The organism is Amycolatopsis sp. NPDC059235 (genome assembly GCF_042754125.1).
Taxonomy (GTDB): Bacteria; Actinomycetota; Actinomycetes; order Mycobacteriales; family Pseudonocardiaceae; genus Amycolatopsis; species Amycolatopsis albidoflava.
Window position 1 is genome coordinate 96,540 of the sequence record NZ_JBHZAG010000003.1, and the last position, 17,930, is coordinate 114,469.

Genomic DNA, 17,930 nt, shown 5'->3' on the forward strand with positions numbered 1-17,930 from the left:
TTGGTCCGCCGCGGAGGGAGCGTTCCATGGGTTACCGCTTGTCCACCGTCGATCCGGCCCGCACCGCGCTGGTCGTCATCGACATGCAGCACGACTTCCTGGCTCCGGGCGCCCCGCTGGAATCCCCGGCTGGCCGCGCCATGATCCCCGTCCTCAACGACACCGTCCGGTTCTGCCGCGACGCGGGCATTGCCGTGTTCTTCACCGCGCACGTCCACCGCCCGGACGGCACCGACATGGGCCGCTTCGCCGACCTGTACCCGCCGATCGCCGCCGGTGCCGCGCTCATCGATGGCACGCCCGGCGCCGCCTTGTATTCCGAAGTGGACCGCCGCCCCGACGAACCGCTGATCCCCAAACACCGCTACAGCGCCTTCTACGGCACCGATTTCGAAATGCAACTCCGCGGACGCGGCGTGGACACCCTGATCGCCACCGGAGTGACCACTGAGGACTGCGTCCACGCCACCATCCGCGACGCCATGTTCCGCGACTTCCGCACGGGCGTGCTGTCCGACGCCTGCGCCACCTACGACCACCCCGACCAGGGCCACGGCGCAATGTCCGCCGCCGAAGTGCACGCCGCCACCCTGGTCGTGCTAGCCCAATCCACCACGAACGTCCTGACCAGCACCGAATTCACCACCCTCACCACGAAACCCTGACCCCCCCCACCCCGCGGAGTCGCGTCGGCGTCTGGAGGGCAACGGGACCGCCCCCAGGCGGTCGCGTTGCCCTCCAGACGCCGACCTCACGGCGACTCCGCACGCGGCGGCGAAGCCGACGCCAAAGACACAGCGTCGTGCGAGTGAATCCACTCCACCGTCTCGCCGATCCGCCCCAACTCGACGTCCCTGGCGTTAGCCGCCGGACCGTCCGGCAAATGCAACAGCCCATTCGCCACCCACGAACTCCGCTGCACCGCCCGAGTCCGCGGCCGCCGCAGCTTCTCGTACCGGGCCAGCGCCGTCTCGCGTGAATCCCGCGCCAGGCACTCGGCGAGCGTCACGGCGTCCTCGATCGTCTGGTTCGCGCCCTGCCCGTGGTGCGGCAGCATCGCGTGCGCGGCGTCGCCGAGAAGCACCACGCCGCCGCGATGCCAGCGGTTGAGCGGATACTGGCTGAACAACCCCCACCGCTGATACAACGTCGTCGCGCCGACCATCTCGCGCACCGCCGGATGCCAGCCCTCGAACGCCGCCTCGATCCGCTCCCGGGGAATGTCCTCGGTCCACGACGCGCCCGCCCACTCGGCCGGTTCGTCCAGCACCGCAAGGAAATTCACCACCGACCCGTCGCCGATCGCGTAATGCAGCAGATGCCCGCCCGGCCCCATCCAGAACTGCATCGCCCCCGCGTCCGGCAACGACGGCACCCGCGATACCGGCACCAGCCCGCGAAACCCGCTCGAACCCGAGTACCGGGCAAGCGACGCGCCGTCCACCCACGCGCGAACCGTCGAATGCACCCCGTCCGCACCCACCACCACATCAGCGATTTCGCTTGTCCCGTCGGCGAATTCGAGCCGATACCTCGACCCCTCCGCGACCACCTCGGTCACCTGCCGGCCAAGATGGACCTTGCCCCACGCGTCCGCCAGGATCCGCTGCAAATCCGCCCGATGCACCCCGAAATACGGCCCGCCGAACCGTTTCTCGTAGGCGTCCCCGATCGGAAACGCCACCACGCGCTGCCCGCCCCGCCAATGCCGGTAAACCAGCTCCGTCGGCACTGCGGAACACGCCGCCAGCTCGTCCCGCAGCCCCAGCCGCTGCATCACCCGGGACCCGTTGGCAGCCAACGCCACCGCCGCCCCGACCTCCCGCAGTTCGGCAGAGCGCTCGTACACCTCCGCCCCGATCCCGCGCTGCCGCAACGCGAGCGTGAGCCCGCCGATCCCGCCGCCGACGATCGCCACCGAGAGTGCTTTGCCCGCCATCGACCCTCCTCCGCCATGTACCGATCGGTACATGAATGGACGGTACGACGTACCGATCGGTACAGTCAAGGGGTGGATTCCGGAACCGGCCGCCGCGCCGAACTGCTGCAGCAAGCCGTGGGCTACCTCGCGACGCACGGCATCGCGGACCTGTCGCTCGCGCCGATGGGCGAAGCGCTGGGGACGAGCAAGCGGATGCTGCTGTACTACTTCGGCAGCCGGGAAAACCTGATCACCGAAGCGATCGCCGCGAGCCGCCCGGACGTCACCGAGCTTTTCCGCTCCGTGCACGACGAGGAATCCCTCGCCGCCGCGGCGCTCGCCCTGTGGAAAGCGATCACCCGAGGCCGCCAGCAACGGCCGATCCACATCCTGTTCCAGGTGCTGGCGCTGGCCCCGACGCAACCGGAGCGGTACCTGGAAGTCGCCAGGGAAACGATCACCGCGATGGTGGATCCGCTGCTGCCGGTGTACCGCGGCCTGGGCTACACCGAAACCGAGGCAGGAGCGCGGGCAAGCCTGCTGATCTCAGGCCTGCGGGGGCTGTGCCTGGACCGGATCGTCACGGGGGACGACGAACGGATCGAGATCGCGGCCCGGGCGCTGATCGCCGCCGCGGTCGCGCCGCCCGCCTGACTGCAGCGACGCCTCAAGCAGCTAGCCCTCAAGAACCGCCGGCAACTCAGCCACCGACCCCAGCACATGCGTAGCCCCGTGCGCCCGCAACGTCGCCTCGTCGTGCGCCCCCGTCAACACCCCCGCCGCCACCGACGCGCCCGCGCGACGGCCGGTCAGCATGTCGAACCCGGTGTCCCCCGCCACCGCCACCGCGCGAACATCCGTGATCCCCAACCGCAGCACCGCGGTCAGCACCATGTCCGGGAACGGACGGCCCCGCCCGCCAGCATCCGCCGGGCACACCACCAGATCCGCCAGCTCCGTCCACCCGAGCCGCCGCAGCAAGGCATCGCGCGTCACAGCCGAGAATCCCGTGCTCAGGCACACCCGGCGCCCCTGCGCCCGCAACTTGTCAATCGCTTCCTCCGCACCAGGAAGCGGCGTAGCAACCTCGACCGCCTGCGAGGCAAAAGCGCGCTCGAAAACCTGATTAGCCTTCTCCGCAACCCCCGCAGCAGGGAACAACGCCCGGAAGACCTCGATCTTCGACTGCCCCATAGTGTCGCGAACGTAGGCATCCACGTCTTCCCGCTCCGGCGAGTCCGCGGGAACCCCGACGGCCTCCAGCGCGGCGGCAAAAGCAGCCTCGACAGCGCCGTCGTCCCGAACCGTCGTGCCGGCCATGTCCAGCACGACCAGCTCCACCCCTCGCGTCATCGGACCCCCTCCACTTCCCGCCCGGTCACCGCGTGCACCGCGCTGATCAGGGCCATCGTCTCGATGTCGGCGGCGCTGCAGCCGCGCGAAAGGTCGTGCAGCGGCGCTGCCACGCCTTGCAGAATCGGACCCAGCGCAGTCGCGCCGCCGAGCCGTTCGGCGATCTTGTAAGCGATGTTCCCCGCGTCAAGGTTGGGGAACACCAACACATTCGCCCGCCCAGCCACGGTCGACCGCGGTGCCTTGGCCACCCCGACCGCATCCACCACAGCGGCATCGAATTGCAATTCGCCATCCACGTCCACCCCGGGCAGCCGTTCCCGCACCAGCGAAGTGGCCTGACGAACCTTGTCCACCGCCGAATGCTTAGCGCTGCCTTGCGTGCTGAACGACAGCATCGCCACAACCGGCACAGTTCCGGTCAAAGCGCGGTGCGTCGTCGCCGCGCCGACCGCGATGTCCGCCAGCGCATCCGCGTCCGGCTCCGGAACCACGGCACAGTCAGCAAAAGTGAGCGACCGGCCGTCCTGCAACAGCATCAGGAAGCAACTGCTCAAAGTCCGCACCCCGGCAGCAAGGCCGACGATCCGCAGCCCAGCCCGGAGCACATCGGACGTCGGCCGCGTCGCGCCAGCGAGGCACGCGTCCACCCGGCCCAACGCGAGAAGCGCAGCCGAGAGGGCAACAGGATCATTGCGAACCGTCTCGACCCGGTCCGGAAACGCCGTAGCCAGCCGCGCGAGGACAGCCTTGTCGGCAGCCAGCTCAGCGGTGTCCAGCAAAGGCGGAACAACCACCCGAAGCTCCGCCGCGACAGCAGCGACCTCCGCCGAAGGCCCTACCAGCACCGGTTCGATCTCGCCGCGGTCAACCAGACGCGCAGCCGCCGTGACGGCACGCGGATCGGCGCCGTCGGCAAGCGCGATCCGCGGGCGGGCGTCGCCGACGCGTTCCCGCCAGGTCTCGGCCAGAGGGGCCATGGTCATCTCGCAAACTCCCTCGCGGACGGCAGTGCTCCCCGAGCAGGATCTCGGCCCCTGGCCCCAAGCGACAGAGCCAGAACAGTCCCCGATGAGGGGTCCAGAAGGCCCGGCGGCTGGACCCGTCGACCGAGCGGTTTCTGGCACTTTCGCGGTGGCCAGCCGTCCCGCACTCTCGGTCGGACCACACACGGCAGATGGGAGCAGGCGATGAAGATCGGTGTGCCTCGCGAGGTCAAGAACCACGAATACCGGGTGGCGGCGACGCCTGCCGGAGTACACGAGTTCACCTCGGCCGGCCACGAGGTCTTCGTGGAGCGCGGCGCGGGCGAGGGCTCGTCGATCCGCGACGAGGACTACACGGCCGCCGGCGCGAAGCTGCTCGACCACGCGGACGACGTGTGGGGCACCGCGGACATGGTGCTGAAGGTCAAGGAGCCGGTCGCCGAGGAGTACCACCGGCTGCGTTCCGACCAGCTGCTCTTCACCTACCTGCACCTCGCCGCGAGCGAGCCCTGCACCAAAGCCCTGCTCGACGCGGGCACCACGTCCGTGGCGTACGAGACGGTCCAGCTGCCGAACGGCTCCCTTCCGCTGCTGTTCCCGATGAGCGAGGTCGCCGGACGGCTGGCTCCGCAGGTCGGCGCGCAGACGCTGATGCGCGTGAACGGCGGGCGCGGCGTGCTGATCGGCGGCGTCTCCGGGGTTCCGCCGGCCCGCGTGGTCGTGCTGGGCGCGGGCGTCGCCGGGATGAACGCGGTCGCCGTCGCGGCCGGGACCTGGGGCGACGTCGTGCTGTTCGACAAGAACGTCGACAAGCTGCGCGCCGCCGACCGGATGTACCAGGGCCGCATCCGCACCGCCGCCGCGAACTCGTACGCGATCGAGCAGGCGGTACTGGAAGCCGACCTGGTGATCGGCGCGGTGCTCGTCCCGGGCGCGAAGGCCCCGAGCCTGGTGTCCAACGAGACGGTCTCCCGGATGAAGCCGGGCAGCGTGCTGGTGGACATCTCCATCGACCAGGGCGGCTGCTTCGAGGACTCGCGCCCGACGACCCACGCCGACCCGACCTTCCGGGTCCACGAATCGGTGTTCTACTGCGTGGCCAACATGCCGGGCGCGGTCCCGCACACCTCCACGCACGCGCTCACCAACGTCACGCTCCCCTACGCGCTGGAGATCGCGAACAAGGGCCTCCGCACCGCGGTGCAGGACACGCCCGAGCTCCGCGGCGGCGTGAACACCGTGGCCGGGGCGCTGACCTACGAGCCGGTCGCGCTCGCGCACGGCCTGCCCGTCACCGACGTCGCCGACGCGCTGGCCTGAGCCCCGTCGGCGTGGCGCGGGGTGGGAAAACCGGCCACTGCGAGTTACGTTTCAGCCCACCCCGCTCCACGCCGGCCACTTGGGAGAGCGCACTTGCCACGCACGTTGATCGAGATCGACCGCTCATCGGACGAACCGCTGTACCGCCAGGTCCGGCGGGCGATCGAGCACGGGATCGCCATCGGCACGTTCGACCCGGCCCGCCGGCTGCCGAGCTCGCGGGAACTGGCCGTCGAACTGGGCGTTTCCCGGAACACGATCAACCTCGCCTACCAGGAGCTCGTCGCCGAGGGCTACGTGGAAAGCCGCGAGCGCAGCGGACTGTTCGTCAACGGCGAGATGCGCCCGCACTGCGCGGTGGAGGAACGGGACACCGAATCGCGCATCGACTGGGCCGCCCGGGTGCGCCGGTTCCCGGACGCCGACGTCGCCCACATCGAGAAGCGCACCGACTGGGCGAGCTACCCGTACCCGTTCCTCGCCGGGCAGGTCGACATCACCGCGTTCCCGGCCCGGTCCTGGACGCGTTGCCTGCGCGACGCCCTGTACCGGCCGCACGTCTTCCACAGCCTGCAGGACAGCGTCGGCTCCGACGATCCGATGCTGGTCGAGATGGTGTGCCGCCAGCTGCTGACCACGAGAGGCATCGAGGCCGACCCCGACGAAGTCCTGATCACCGTCGGCTCGCAGCAGGGCCTCGACCTGCTCGGCCGCGTGCTGCTCGGCCCGGACCAGGTCGTAGCCATCGAAAACCCCGGCTACCTCGACGCCCGGCACATCTTCCTCCGCACCGGCGCCCGCGTGACCGGAATCGACGTCGACTCCCGAGGCCTCCAACCACCGGAGTCCCTCGACGGGGTCGACCTTCTCTACCTCACCCCGAGCCACCAGCACCCGACCAACGCGACGCTCAGCATCGGCCGCCGCCGCCAACTCCTCGCGCAAGCCGCCGCGTCGGGCACGGTCGTCGTAGAAGACGACTACGACAGCGAATTCCGCTACCAAGGCAGCCCCACCCCGGCGTTGAAGGCGCTCGACAACACCGGCGACGCGGTCTACCTCGGCACCTTCTCGAAGTTCCTCTCCCCCGGCCTCCGCCTCGGCTACCTAGTCGGCCCCCGTGAGCTGGTGCGCGCGCTGCGCGAGGCCCGCCGGTACGTCCTGCGCCACCCGCCCGGCCAGCTGCAGCGGGCGCTGGCGCTGCTCATCGAAAGCGGCGAGTACCACCGTTCCCTGCGCCGCTACCGCACGAAACTGATGCGCAAATGGACCGCCACCACCGCCGCGGTCACCGAATACCTGCCGTGGGCGCAGGGTCCGTACCCGCCCGGCGGAGTCAGCCTCTGGATGACCGGACCGTCCGAACTGGACTGCCGCCTCCTGGTGGAACGCGCGGAAGAACTGGGCATCCTCATCGAACCCGGCGACATCTTCTTCCTCGGCGAGGACCCGCCGCGCAACCACTTCCGCATCGGCTTCTCCGCCACCCCGCCGTCGGCGATCGACCCCGGGATCCGGCTGCTCGGCGACCTCTGCCGGGAGCTATTGGACAGCTGACCCGCCCCGGCAGCCGGGGGTACGCGAGGGGAATCCTGATGCCCTTACAGGCGCGGTCGGGGCGTGCCCGCCCATGCCGAAGCGACTGGCGGGCCGGGCTGCCTCTCGCCGGGGCCGACGCGGGTGTCGGGAGCGGGGTGGATCGTCCGTGAGGGCCACCCTCAGGGAATCAGAGTCCGTCAAGGTTCCCCTCACGTACTCGCAGAAACGCCCCCTAGGAGCCAATCGGGCATTTCGCCAAGGTTGGCGTCCTTTGTAGACGGTCGGCGCTGAGGCCGCCGGCAGCCGCGCCGTCTGGACCCACGCGCGGGCAGCTTTCTGGACCTGTTCGCGGGCCAGCTCCCCCGGCACTGTCTTGGGGGCAGGACACGTGGACAAGGAGGTCCCATCGTGGGCGAACCCGCTGTATCCGCTCGTCCGGCTCCCGACCTGGTGGTGCTCGGGGGCACGGTGCTGACCCTGGACCGAGGCGGGACGCGGGCGTCCGCGCTCGCCGCCCGCGACGGCCGGATCACCGAAATCGGCGACGACCGCTCGATCGCCGCCCTCGCCGGTCCCGAGACGACAGTGCTCGACCTGGCCGGACGCACGGTCGTCCCGGGTTTCGTGGAGTCGCACAACCATCCGTCGTTCTTCGGCATGACGCTGGCCGCCCCGGTCGACGCCGGCAGCCCGCCCAACGACCGGATCAGCGACATCGCCGACCGCGTCCGGCAGGCGGCGCGCGACTTCGGCCCCGGCGAATGGATCAAGGGTTTCCGTTACGACGACACGCTTCTCGCCGACAACCGGCACCCCACCCGGCACGACCTGGACTCGGCTTCACCACGCAACCCGGTCCTGCTCACCCACGTGACCGGCCACTTCTCCGTGGCGAATTCCGCCGCGCTGCGAGCCGTCGGCATCACCGCGGCCACTCCCGATCCGCCCGGCGGGGTGATCGCCCGCGACGAACGCGGCGAACCGACCGGCCTCCTCATCGAGACGGCGGCGTTCCTCGTCAACTCCGCGATGCCCTCGCAAGGCCCCGACGAACTGGCCGAAGCACTCCGACTGGCCGACGCCGAATACCTGCGCAACGGCGTCACTTCCGTGCACGACACCGGAATCGGCCTGATCGGCGGCGAACAGGAACTCGCCGCGTACCGGATGCTGACCCGAGCCGGAAAACTGCACACCCGCATCCACGGCTACCTCTTCCACACCCTGCTGCCCGGCCTCGCCGAAGGCACCCCGGAGTCGCCCGATCTGTCCAATCCGGACGGATTCACCATGAACGGCATCAAAATCGTCGCGGACGGCTCGATCCAAGGCCGCACCGGCTGCCTGGCCGAGGGCTACACCTGCGCCCCCGACGACCACGGCATGATGCTGCTCGAACCGGACGACCTGTCCCGCCGCATCGCCGCGCTCGACGCCGCGGGCTGGCAGGTCGCCGTGCACGGCAACGGCGACGCGGCGATCGACGCCATCATCGACGGCTACGCCCGCCTAGGCGCACCCGAAGGCACCGGCCGCCGCCACCGCATCGAACACTGTCAAACCGCCCGCGAAGACCAGCTCGACCGGATGGCCCAAAACGGCATCGCCGCGTCGTTCTTCATCAAGCATGTCTACTACTGGGGCGACCGGCACCGCGACGTGTTCCTCGGCCCGGAACGCGCCCGCCGGATCAGCCCGCTCGCCTCGGCACGCTCCCGCGGAATCCACTTCGGACTCCACTCCGACACCCCGGTCACCCCGGTGCCGCCACTGGAAGGCATCTGGTGCGCCGTCGCCCGCCAAACCAGCAGCGGCCAGTTGCTGGGCCCGGAGCAGGCGATCGACGTCGAAGCCGCCCTGCGCGGCTACACCATCGACGCGGCCTACCTCGCTGGCGAGGAAGAGCTCAAGGGCAGCCTCGAAATCGGCAAGCTCGCGGACCTCATCGTGCTGTCCGAGGATCCGACCACAGTGGACCCGAGCCGGATCCGCGACCTGACCGTCGACGCCACGGTGATCGGCGGACGCCTGGTCTGGCAACGCGATCCGATCCCGGCGGGAGGTGTCCGATGATCCGCAGCTGGCCGAGCCTGTGCATCGGGCTCGGCGTCCCCGCGGTCGCGATCCTCGGCGGAATCCCGCTGGTGGCGGGCTCGCCCGCGACTGTCGCCGGGTTTCCGCTGGTGTTCTTCTGGATGTTCCTCTGCTTCCCGCTGACCACCCTGTGCCTCTGGATCAGCTGGCGGTTCTTCGACCGTCAGCACTACCCGGCCGACAAGCCCGCGGCGAAGGAGGACCAGTAATGCTGATTCTCATTGTCGCCGTCGTCATGGGACTGTCGATCCTGCTCGCGCTCTGGGCGGGGCGATCGTCTCGCGGCGGCGGGATCTCCGAATTCCTGGTCGGCGGCCGCTCGTTCCCGCCGTGGCTGCTGTACTTCCTGGCGGTCGGCGAGGTGTACAGCATCGGGACGATGATCGGCTTCCCGAGCGGGATCTACGCCCACGGCGCGAGTTACGGAATCTGGTTCCTCGGCTACATCCTGCTCGCCTATTCGCTGGGCTACTTCCTCGCCCCGCTGGTCTGGCGCGCGGCGCGCAAACACGACGCGATGACCGTCCCGGACGTCTTCGGCCGCCACTACGGCAGCCGGACCCTGGAGCTGATCACCTGCGTGACGATGCTGATCGCGCTCGTGCCGTGGGGCCAGTACCAGTTCATCGGCCTGCAGGTGGTGCTGAGCAACCTCGGGCTGAAACTCACGCCCGTGCAGTGCGTCCTGCTGGCCGGGGTCATCGCGTTCGCCTACATCGCCGTGTCCGGCATCCGCTCCCCCGCGTTCGTGTCGATCCTCAAAGACGCGTTCATGCTGCTCGGCGTGGTGCTCGTCGGCCTCGCCGCGGTGCTGGTCGCCGGCGGCACGTCCGGGGTGACCGGCCCGGAGGCGCTGGCCAGGGCGCAAACCACGATGGGCGGCCAGGACCTCTGGTTCGCGATGACCACGATCCTGTTCCAGAGCGTGGTCTTCTACCTCGGTTTCGGCGGCGCGTACGTGTTCCCGGCACGTTCGGAGCGGACGGTGAAGAGTTCGACGGTGTGGATGCCGCTGTACATGCTGATCTACCCGTTCCTCGTCTTCGCCGCCTACTACGGGCTCAAGCAGCACCCCGGCCTCAAGAATCCGAACACCGTCTTCATGGTGACCGCGAAAGGCCTTCTGCCGGAACCGGTTCTGGGCTTGGTAGCCGCCGGCGCCGCATTGTCCGGCGTGCTGGTGCTGTCCGCGACGGCATTGGCGATCGGCGGCATGGTCAGCCGCAACCTGGCCCCGAATGTCCGGCCCGCGGCACAACGGCGCTGGACGGTCGTGGCGGTGGCGGTGTTCCTGGTGCTCGCCGCCGTGCTCACGCTGACCGCCTCGACGCTCATGCTCACCGTGCTGAACCTGACCTACAACCTGCTGGCCCAGGTGGTGCCGGGCTGGCTGGCGATCCTGTTCGCGCGCCGAGTGCGCACCGCCGCGATCGCGACCGGCATGGTGGTCGGCGTGGTGACCGCGGTCGTCCTGTACGCGACTGGCGTGACACTCGGCGGCCTCAACACCGGTCTGGTATCGATGGGCGTCAACATGGTGATCGTCTTCGGCTGGAGCCTCCTCGCTCCCGGCAAGCGACGCTCACCGATCGCCTTGGAGCGCAACGAACCCGCCGCGGTCTCGCCGGTCGCGCAACCAGCGGGCTAGCGGCGCGCCATCAGATCGAGGATCTCGCGGAAGGCACGGAACCCCGTGCCTTCCGCGGCGTCCAGCGCCACGCTGCGGCGGTAATACGCACTGAGATCCAGCCCGACCCCGATGCCGTACACCTCCGTCTCGCTCCGCTCCAGCCCGTCGGCCACCTGCACGAGATGGCGATCGAGATAGCGCTCCTCGTTGGCTAGCACGGTCGCGCCGTCCATCGGGCTTCCGTCCGACAACACGAAAACCAGCCGCCGCCGACCCTCGCACGCCCGCGCTCGTTCAGCCGCCCACGTCAGTGCCTCGCCGTCGATGCCCTCGCGGAACAGATCGGCTTTGAGCAACGCCGCGACGTCCCTACGAGCGCGCCGCCACGGTGTCGCAGCGTCCTTGAACACCAGATGCCGACGCTCATTCAGCCGTCCCGGGTGTTTCGGCCGCCCGGCGCGCATCCAATCCCGCCGCGCGCGTCCGCCGTGCCAAGCACCCGTGGTGAAGCCGAGAATCTCGCAGCTGGAACCGGCGAGATCGAGCGCGCGAGCGAAAAGATCGACAAGCACCGCAACGGTTTCCCGGTGCGCCTTCATCGACCCCGAGCAGTCGATCAGGAACGTCACCAGCACGTCCGCGACCGGCTCCGTCCGCTCGATCCGGAACACGCGATGGTCGGCGGGCGTCGCGATCAGCCGCGCGAGGGCACGGCCGTCGATCTGGCCTTCCTCCTGCGCGCCGTCCCACCCGGACCGCTCCGGCTCAGCGAGCACCGCGGTGAGTTCCCGCGCGAGCCGAGCCACGTTGACGCCCTGCTTCGCGACCCGCGTATCAAGCCTTTCTCGTAGCTCCCGCAGCAATTCCGGCCGCACTAACGGTCCCGCCCGGTCCTCACGGTCGTACGCGGTGGTGAAGACACGATACTGCCCGGCCGCCACCGGTCCTTTGTGGTCACCGAGGCCCGCGATACCGCCTTCCTCGCTGCCGGTTTCGTCGTCGAAATCCAGCAGCAACGCGTACGCCGCAGCTTCCGCTTCGTCCTCATCCTCTTCGGACTTCTCCGGCTCCAGCAACGCCGCGACCGCTTCGGCCAGCGCCCGCGCATGCTCGGCAAACGCAGCCTGATCAGCGCGATGCCGCCGAAGCCCGGCTAACTGCGTACCCAGCATCGGCGCGATCGCCGCCCGAGTCACCTCGATCAGGTCCTCAGTCTCTTCCACGACCGGCTCGCCAGTGATCCGAGCCCGCGCAACCTGCGCGACGGTGTAAATCAGCACACCGCGCGCCGTCTCGGTCAGTCCACTGTGGTGCGCCGACAGCGACCAGCGTTCGTGCCGCCGCCGCACATTCGCCGTGATACCAGGAAAACCGGCCGGAACCAAAGACTCGACCCGGAACTGCTCCAGCAGCTCGAACAGCAGCCGCTCGACGCCGCCGTCGGGCCGCAATCGCCTGTGCAGCGCCCGATCGGACCGGCTCAGGTGCAACGCCATCCCGTCCGCCGCGCCGCGGAACGACTGCAGATCCTCGTCGTCGGCCAGCAGATGCGGCGCGGGCATCGGCACCGGGCGGGTGCCGCGGTGCAAGCGCCCGCCCCGGAAATGCGCGTCCGGCACCCCGCTGACCGCCCGGATCGCCGCCGCGGACAGCTCCTCGACCTGCTGGCGCCGCCGGGTCTCGGGCGTGCTCACGCCGCGGCCAGCTCCTGGTCGAAGCACCGCTGGAAGTACTCGGCGACGACCGGGCGTTCGGCCTCGTCGCATTTGTTCAGGAACGTCAACCGAAACGCGAGCGCCGGATCCGTGAAGATCTCGCAGTTCTCCGCCCACGTGATGACCGTGCGCGGCGACATCAGCGCCGACAGATCACCCGCCCGGAACCCTTCGCGGGTCAGCCCGGCGACCGCCACCATCGCCTCGATCAAAGACACGGACAGTCCCGGCACGCGCGCCCGCACGATCGCGGCTTCTTCTTCAGGGGCCAGATAATCCAGCGCGGCGACGATGTTCCACCGGTCGATCTGCGCGTGGTTGAGCCGCTGCACGCCGTGGTAAAGCCCGTTGAGATTGCCCAGCCCCACCGTGTTGGCGGTGGCGAAAAGCCGGAAACCCGGATGCGGGCGCAGCACGGTGTTGCTGTCGATCAGGGTGAATTTGCCGTCCCGTTCGAGCAGCCGCTGGATGACGAACATGACGTCCGGCCGCCCCGCGTCGTACTCGTCGAGGATCAGCGCCGTCGGCCGCCGCAGCGACCACGGCAGGATTCCCTCCCGGAATTCGGTGACCTGCTTGCCTTCGCGCAGCACCACCGCGTCCTTGCCGACAAGGTCGAGTCGGCTGATGTGCCCGTCGAGATTCACCCGCAGGCACGGCCAATTCAGCCGCGCCGCGACCTGTTCGACGTGCGTGGACTTGCCGGTGCCGTGCAATCCCTGCACGAGCACGCGCCGGTTGTGCGCGAACCCGGCCAGCAACGCGAGCGTCACGTCCGGGTTGAAGCGGTAGGCCGGATCGACCTCGGGCACGTGCTCGTCGGGTTCGGAAAAGCACGGGACTGTCATGGACGAGTCGAGGCCGAACGCGTCGCGCACGGCGATCCGGGCGTCAGGGCCGGTGGGACCGTTGCCGCTCAACGGGTTCATCGGGGGACCTCCGTCAGGACGGGATGCTGTCGGCGTCGTCGGCCGACCCCTCGGCCTCGACCTCCTTGATCGCTTCGGCGGCCCGCTGCAACGCGGGAAGCGCCTGCAAAGCCTTGTCGGCGGTGAGCCGCATGACCGGAGCCTGCACCGCCACCGCCAGGTTGGACCGTCCGGTCCGGCTGGGCACCAAAACCGCCACGCACACGAGCCCGGGCAGGAATTCCTCGTCGTCGAGGGCGAAACCGTCGCGCCGGATGCGGGCGAACTCCTCCTCCAGCGCGTCGAGATCGGTGACGGTCTTGGCCGTGTACTGCTTGAGCGGAGCGTGCGCCAGGAGCTTGCGCCGCTGCGCCGGGCTCATCTGGGACAGGATGATCTTGCCGCTGGCCGAGCAGTGGATCGGCACGCGCGAACCGGGCCGCAGGTAGAACCGCAGCGGCTCGGGCGTTTCGACGCGGTCGAGGTAGACGATCTCGCTGCCGGACAGCGCGGTGATGTTGCAGCTCTCGCCCAGCTCGTCGACCAGGTGATTGAGCACCGCGCGCCGCGCGCCGTGATGCGTGGCGTTGAGCAGCAGGTTTTCCGCGAGGCGGCGCAACCGGTCGCCGGTGCCGTAATGCCGCCCGTCGGCCTGGCGCACGAGCAGCCCCGCGCCCTCCAGCTGCTGCAGCATCCGGTGCAGCGTCGGCTTCGGCAGGCCGGTCTCCTCGACCAGGCCCTGCAGCGTCACCAGCTGGTCCTTCGCCGCGATCAGCTCGAGCAGCGCGAACAGCCGCATGGTCGGGGTGTCTCCGTCGAGGCCCGCGCCGTCCGGCTCGCGCACGAGTTCCACGGCGCTGGTCTTCCGCAACTCACTCACGTTCCGAAAACTAGCACATCCTGTCTCGTTTTCCATCAACTGCCGGTTGACCTCCCGCGCGCGGCGTCCTATCGTCCATCGCGTTCAGCTTTCACGAACCTCACGTACCGAAAACCAAGACTTTCAGCGTCGAAGGAGTTCAACCATGGCGGAGAGGAAGACGGGCGACGGCCGCACCGTCGTCAGCGGGCCGGCGAAGATGACCCCGTCGGAGGCCTTCGTCGAGACGATGGTGGCCAACGGCGTCACCGACATCTTCGGCATCATGGGCTCGGCGTTCATGGACGCGATGGACATCTTCGCGCCGGCCGGCATCCGGCTCGTCCCGGTAGTCCACGAACAGGGCGCCGCGCACATGGCCGACGGCTACGCCCGGGTCAGCGGACGGCACGGCGTGGTCATCGGGCAGAACGGCCCCGGCATCAGCAACTGCGTCACCGCGATCGCGGCGGCGTTCTGGGCGCACAGCCCGGTCGTGATGATCACGCCGGAAGCGGGCACGATGGGCACCGGCCTCGGCGGCTTCCAGGAAGCCAACCAGCTGCCGATGTTCCAGGAGTTCACCAAGTACCAGGCGCACGTCAACAACCCGAAGCGGATGGCCGAGTACACCGCGCGGGCCTTCGACCGGGCGCACGCGGAACTCGGCCCGACCCAGCTGAACATCCCGCGCGACTACTTCTACGGCGAGATCGAAACCGAGATCCCGGAACCGCAGCGCCTCGACCGCGGCCCCGGCGGCGACCGGACCCTCGCGCAGGCCGCCGAACTGCTGGCCACCGCGGAATTCCCGGTCATCATCTCCGGCGGCGGCGTCGTGATGTCCGACGGCGTCGAGGAGTGCAAGGCGCTCGCCGAGCGCCTCGGCGCGCCGGTCGTCAACAGCTACCAGCACAACGACAGCTTCCCGGCCAGCCACCCGCAGTGGTGCGGCCCGCTCGGCTACCAGGGCTCCAAGGCCGCGATGAAGCTGATCTCGCAGGCGGACGTGGTGATCGCGCTCGGCACCCGGCTCGGCCCGTTCGGCACCCTGCCCCAGCACGGCATGGACTACTGGCCCAAGAACGCGAAGATCATCCAGATCGACGCCGACCACAAGATGCTCGGCCTGGTCAAGAAGATCACCGTCGGCATCTGCGGCGACGCGAAGGCCGCCGCCGCCGCGCTGACCGAGCGCCTCGCCGACCGCACCCTCGCCAGCGACGCCACCCGCGACGAACGCGCCGGGCGGATCAAGGCCGAGAAGGACGCGTGGGAAGAAGAACTCACCGAGTGGACCCACGAGAAGGACCCGTACTCCCTCGACATGATCGCCGAGCAGGAGGGCGAGGAGGGCAACTGGCTGCACCCGCGCCAGGTCCTGCGCGAACTGGAGAAGGCCATGCCCGCGCGGGTGATGGTGTCCACCGACATCGGCAACATCAACTCGGTCGCGCACAGCTACCTGCGGTTCGAGGAGCCGCGGTCGTTCTTCGCGCCGATGTCCTTCGGCAACTGCGGTTACGCGCTGCCGACCATCATCGGCGCCAAGGCCGCCGCGATGGACCGCCCGGCGATCGCGTACGCCGGCGACGGCGCGTGGGGCATGAGCATGGGCGAGGTCATGACCGCGGTGCGGCACGACATCCCGGTCACCGCCGTCGTGTTCCACAACCGCCAGTGGGGCGCGGAAAAGAAGAACCAGGTCGACTTCTACGACCGCCGGTTCGTCGCCGGAGAACTGGAAAGCGAGAGCTTCGCCGGGATCGCGCAGGCGATGGGCGCGGACGGCATCGTCGTGGACAAGCTCGAGGACGTCGGCCCGGCGCTGCGGAAGGCCGTGGACGCGCAGATGAACGAAGGCCGCACCACGGTCATCGAGATCATGTGCACCCGCGAACTGGGCGACCCGTTCCGCCGCGACGCCCTGTCGAAGCCGGTGCGGTTCCTGGAGAAGTACCAGGACTACGTGTAATCCCCCGCTTCGCGAACAGTTGAGCCGGCCGGGCCTTGCGCCCGGCCGGTTTTTCGCGTCCGGACACCGGATCTGGCACTAGTGATCCGCCTCTTTCTGGCTCTGGGCGTGGACCAGAAAGATTGCGATCGTCGACACATTCCCGTTCTCGCACACACAGGAGGTCGCCAGGTGAACGTCACGGAGCTGCGGGCCACTGCCCGCCGACACCTCGGGCCGCACTTCACGCGCAAGGACACCTGGCAAAGCGAATTCCCGGTGTTCGTCCGCGGCGAGGGCAGCTACCTGATCGACACCGAGGGCCGCCGCCACCTCGACGGTCTCGCCGGGCTGTTCTGCGTCAACATGGGCCACGGCCGCGCGGACATCGCCAAGGCCGCGGCCGAGCAGGTCGGCACCCTCGCCTACGCCAGCAACTGGGGCTCGGCGCACCCGCCGTCGATCGAGGCCGCCCGGATCATCGCCGACCTCGCCCCCGGCGACCTCGGCACCACGTTCTTCGTGAACTCCGGTTCGGAAGCGGTCGAGACCGCGCTGAAGTTCGTCCGGCAGTACCACCGCAGCCAGGGCGCGCCGGAGCGGACGAAGATCATCAGCCGCGAAATGGCTTACCACGGAACGACAATGGGCGCGCTGTCGGTCACCGGCCTGCCCAAGATCAAGGAGCCGTTCGGCCCGCTGCTGCCGGGCATCCGGCACGTCCCGAACACCCTCGGCTTCACCGGCGACTGCGGCCCGGCCGACCAGCTGGACTGCGTCCGCGCCATCGAGGCGGTCATCCTCGAGGAAGGCCCGGAGACGGTCGCCGCGGTCTTCGCCGAGCCGGTCCAGAACGGCCGGGGCGCGCTGGTCCCGCCGGAGGGCTATTGGCCGGCGCTGCGGGCGCTGTGCGACAAGTACGGCATCCTGCTGGTGTCGGACGAGGTCATCTGCTCGTTCGGCCGCCTCGGCCACTTCTTCGGCCACGGCCTGACCGGCGTCGTACCGGACCTGATCACCTTCGCCAAGGGCTCCACCTCGGGCTACGCCCCGCTCGGCGGCGTGATCGTGCGCGAGCAGCTGGTCACCGAGCTGTACGACTCCCCGAAGGGCGGCGTCTTCACCCACGGCGCGACGTGGGGCGGCCACCCGGTGTCGACGGCCATCGCGGTCGCCAACATCAGCGCGATGCGCGACGAGAAGGTGCCCGAGCACGTCCTCTCCGAGGGCCCGAAGCTGCAAGCCGCGCTGGAGTCGCTGAAGGACGCCCACCGCTGCGTCAAGGACGTCCGCGGCACCGGTTTCTTCTACGCGATCGAGCTGATGGCCGACCGCGACGGCGGCCGCGAGCTGACCGACCAGGAGTCGCTGACGGTCCTGCGCGAGGTCCTGCCGGAGTCGTTCCGCCGCACCGGAGTCATCCTCCGCGGCGACGACCGGGGCGCGACCATGCTGATGATCTCGCCGCCGCTGGTGGCCGACACGGACGTGCTGGACGAGCTGCTGCACGGCGTCGACGGCATGCTCACCGACGTGGAGAAGGCGATCCAGCCCTGACGGATAGCCGCGACGGGCGCTGGGTACCCCTTTGTTCCGAGGGTGCCCGGCGCCCGTCCTGCTGTCCGGGATCAGGCCGTTCTGGTACCGGAGC

15 protein-coding genes are annotated in these 17,930 nt (G+C 69.4%); 9 read left to right on the forward strand and 6 right to left on the reverse strand.

Going from position 1 to position 17,930, the window contains the following annotated elements; all coding sequences use genetic code 11:
- Positions 1-26: 26 nt before the first annotated feature.
- Positions 27-665 (forward strand): cysteine hydrolase family protein, encoded by a 639-nt coding sequence (locus ACFXI3_RS02905; RefSeq protein ID WP_378397656.1) that lies wholly within the window; start codon positions 27-29, stop codon positions 663-665.
- 86 nt (positions 666-751) lie between these two features.
- Here ACFXI3_RS02905 and ACFXI3_RS02910 read toward each other — a convergent pair whose 3' ends face one another.
- On the reverse strand, positions 752-1,939 hold the full coding sequence (locus ACFXI3_RS02910; RefSeq protein ID WP_378397657.1) for an FAD-dependent monooxygenase: 1,188 nt from the start codon (positions 1,937-1,939) through the stop codon (positions 752-754).
- Between the two features lie 72 nt (positions 1,940-2,011).
- Here ACFXI3_RS02910 and ACFXI3_RS02915 point away from each other — a divergent pair, with 72 nt between their 5' ends.
- Positions 2,012-2,575 carry a TetR/AcrR family transcriptional regulator gene (locus ACFXI3_RS02915; RefSeq protein WP_378397658.1) on the forward strand — a complete coding sequence of 188 codons (564 nt, stop codon included), beginning with the start codon at positions 2,012-2,014 and terminating at the stop codon, positions 2,573-2,575.
- 21 nt (positions 2,576-2,596) lie between these two features.
- Here the strand turns inward: ACFXI3_RS02915 and ACFXI3_RS02920 are convergent, their stop codons facing one another.
- On the reverse strand, positions 2,597-3,274 hold the full coding sequence (locus ACFXI3_RS02920) for a phosphonatase-like hydrolase (protein WP_378397659.1): 678 nt from the start codon (positions 3,272-3,274) through the stop codon (positions 2,597-2,599).
- Positions 3,271-4,260, reverse strand: a complete 990-nt coding sequence (locus tag ACFXI3_RS02925) for a phosphotransacetylase (RefSeq protein WP_378397660.1) — start codon at positions 4,258-4,260, stop codon at positions 3,271-3,273. Before ACFXI3_RS02925 ends, ACFXI3_RS02920 begins: the two co-directional genes overlap by 4 nt.
- 204 nt (positions 4,261-4,464) lie before the next feature.
- On the opposite strand from ACFXI3_RS02925, the gene ald reads away from it, so the two are divergent.
- The 5 genes from ald (at position 4,465) to ACFXI3_RS02950 (ending at position 10,861) form a co-directional block, all read left to right on the forward strand.
- Complete coding sequence (gene ald, locus ACFXI3_RS02930; RefSeq protein WP_344273820.1) at positions 4,465-5,580, forward strand: alanine dehydrogenase; 1,116 nt, start codon at positions 4,465-4,467, stop codon at positions 5,578-5,580.
- Between the two features lie 93 nt (positions 5,581-5,673).
- Positions 5,674-7,137, forward strand: a complete 1,464-nt coding sequence (locus tag ACFXI3_RS02935) for a PLP-dependent aminotransferase family protein (protein ID WP_344273818.1) — start codon at positions 5,674-5,676, stop codon at positions 7,135-7,137.
- 390 nt (positions 7,138-7,527) lie between these two features.
- Positions 7,528-9,192, forward strand: a complete 1,665-nt coding sequence (locus tag ACFXI3_RS02940; protein WP_378397661.1) for an amidohydrolase — start codon at positions 7,528-7,530, stop codon at positions 9,190-9,192.
- A complete protein-coding gene (locus ACFXI3_RS02945) occupies positions 9,189-9,422 on the forward strand; it encodes a DUF3311 domain-containing protein (RefSeq protein WP_378397662.1) in 234 nt (77 codons plus the stop codon). Before ACFXI3_RS02940 ends, ACFXI3_RS02945 begins: the two co-directional genes overlap by 4 nt.
- Entirely contained in the window at positions 9,422-10,861 is a 1,440-nt protein-coding gene (locus ACFXI3_RS02950) for a sodium:solute symporter (protein ID WP_378397663.1), read from the forward strand. Before ACFXI3_RS02945 ends, ACFXI3_RS02950 begins: the two co-directional genes overlap by 1 nt.
- On the opposite strand, the gene ACFXI3_RS02955 is transcribed toward ACFXI3_RS02950, so the two are convergent.
- Genes ACFXI3_RS02955 through ACFXI3_RS02965 form a run of 3 tightly spaced genes read right to left on the reverse strand, consistent with a single transcriptional unit; the run spans position 10,858 to position 14,346 of the window.
- Entirely contained in the window at positions 10,858-12,537 is a 1,680-nt protein-coding gene (locus ACFXI3_RS02955; RefSeq protein WP_378397665.1) for a cobalt chelatase, read from the reverse strand. The two genes, ACFXI3_RS02950 and ACFXI3_RS02955, sit on opposite strands and share 4 nt — an antisense overlap.
- The gene (locus tag ACFXI3_RS02960; protein WP_378397666.1) at positions 12,534-13,487 is read right to left on the reverse strand and encodes an AAA family ATPase; all 954 of its coding nucleotides are present in this window, start codon (positions 13,485-13,487) and stop codon (positions 12,534-12,536) included. The genes ACFXI3_RS02955 and ACFXI3_RS02960 overlap by 4 nt, the downstream gene beginning before the upstream one ends.
- A 13-nt stretch (positions 13,488-13,500) precedes the next feature.
- Positions 13,501-14,346, reverse strand: a complete 846-nt coding sequence (locus ACFXI3_RS02965) for an IclR family transcriptional regulator (protein WP_344273801.1) — start codon at positions 14,344-14,346, stop codon at positions 13,501-13,503.
- Between the two features lie 145 nt (positions 14,347-14,491).
- On the opposite strand from ACFXI3_RS02965, the gene xsc reads away from it, so the two are divergent.
- Complete coding sequence (xsc, locus tag ACFXI3_RS02970) at positions 14,492-16,300, forward strand: sulfoacetaldehyde acetyltransferase (RefSeq protein WP_344273798.1); 1,809 nt, start codon at positions 14,492-14,494, stop codon at positions 16,298-16,300.
- 171 nt (positions 16,301-16,471) lie between these two features.
- Positions 16,472-17,836, forward strand: coding sequence for an aspartate aminotransferase family protein (locus ACFXI3_RS02975; RefSeq protein ID WP_378397667.1), 1,365 nt, complete (start codon positions 16,472-16,474; stop codon positions 17,834-17,836).
- The last annotated feature ends 94 nt before the right edge of the window (positions 17,837-17,930 follow it).

Bases quoted from the DNA above. Each gene is read 5' to 3' on its own strand.
- ACFXI3_RS02920 (WP_378397659.1), bottom strand. From the start codon at position 3,274: ATGACGCGAGGGGTGGAGCTGGTCGTGCTGGACATGGCCGGCACGACG.
- ACFXI3_RS02950 (WP_378397663.1), top strand. From the start codon at position 9,422: ATGCTGATTCTCATTGTCGCCGTCGTCATGGGACTGTCGATCCTGCTC.
- ACFXI3_RS02910 (WP_378397657.1), bottom strand. From the start codon at position 1,939: ATGGCGGGCAAAGCACTCTCGGTGGCGATCGTCGGCGGCGGGATCGGC.
- ACFXI3_RS02925 (WP_378397660.1), bottom strand. From the start codon at position 4,260: ATGACCATGGCCCCTCTGGCCGAGACCTGGCGGGAACGCGTCGGCGAC.
- ald (WP_344273820.1), top strand. From the start codon at position 4,465: ATGAAGATCGGTGTGCCTCGCGAGGTCAAGAACCACGAATACCGGGTG.
- ACFXI3_RS02960 (WP_378397666.1), bottom strand. From the start codon at position 13,487: ATGAACCCGTTGAGCGGCAACGGTCCCACCGGCCCTGACGCCCGGATC.
- ACFXI3_RS02905 (WP_378397656.1), top strand. From the start codon at position 27: ATGGGTTACCGCTTGTCCACCGTCGATCCGGCCCGCACCGCGCTGGTC.
- ACFXI3_RS02945 (WP_378397662.1), top strand. From the start codon at position 9,189: ATGATCCGCAGCTGGCCGAGCCTGTGCATCGGGCTCGGCGTCCCCGCG.
- xsc (WP_344273798.1), top strand. From the start codon at position 14,492: ATGGCGGAGAGGAAGACGGGCGACGGCCGCACCGTCGTCAGCGGGCCG.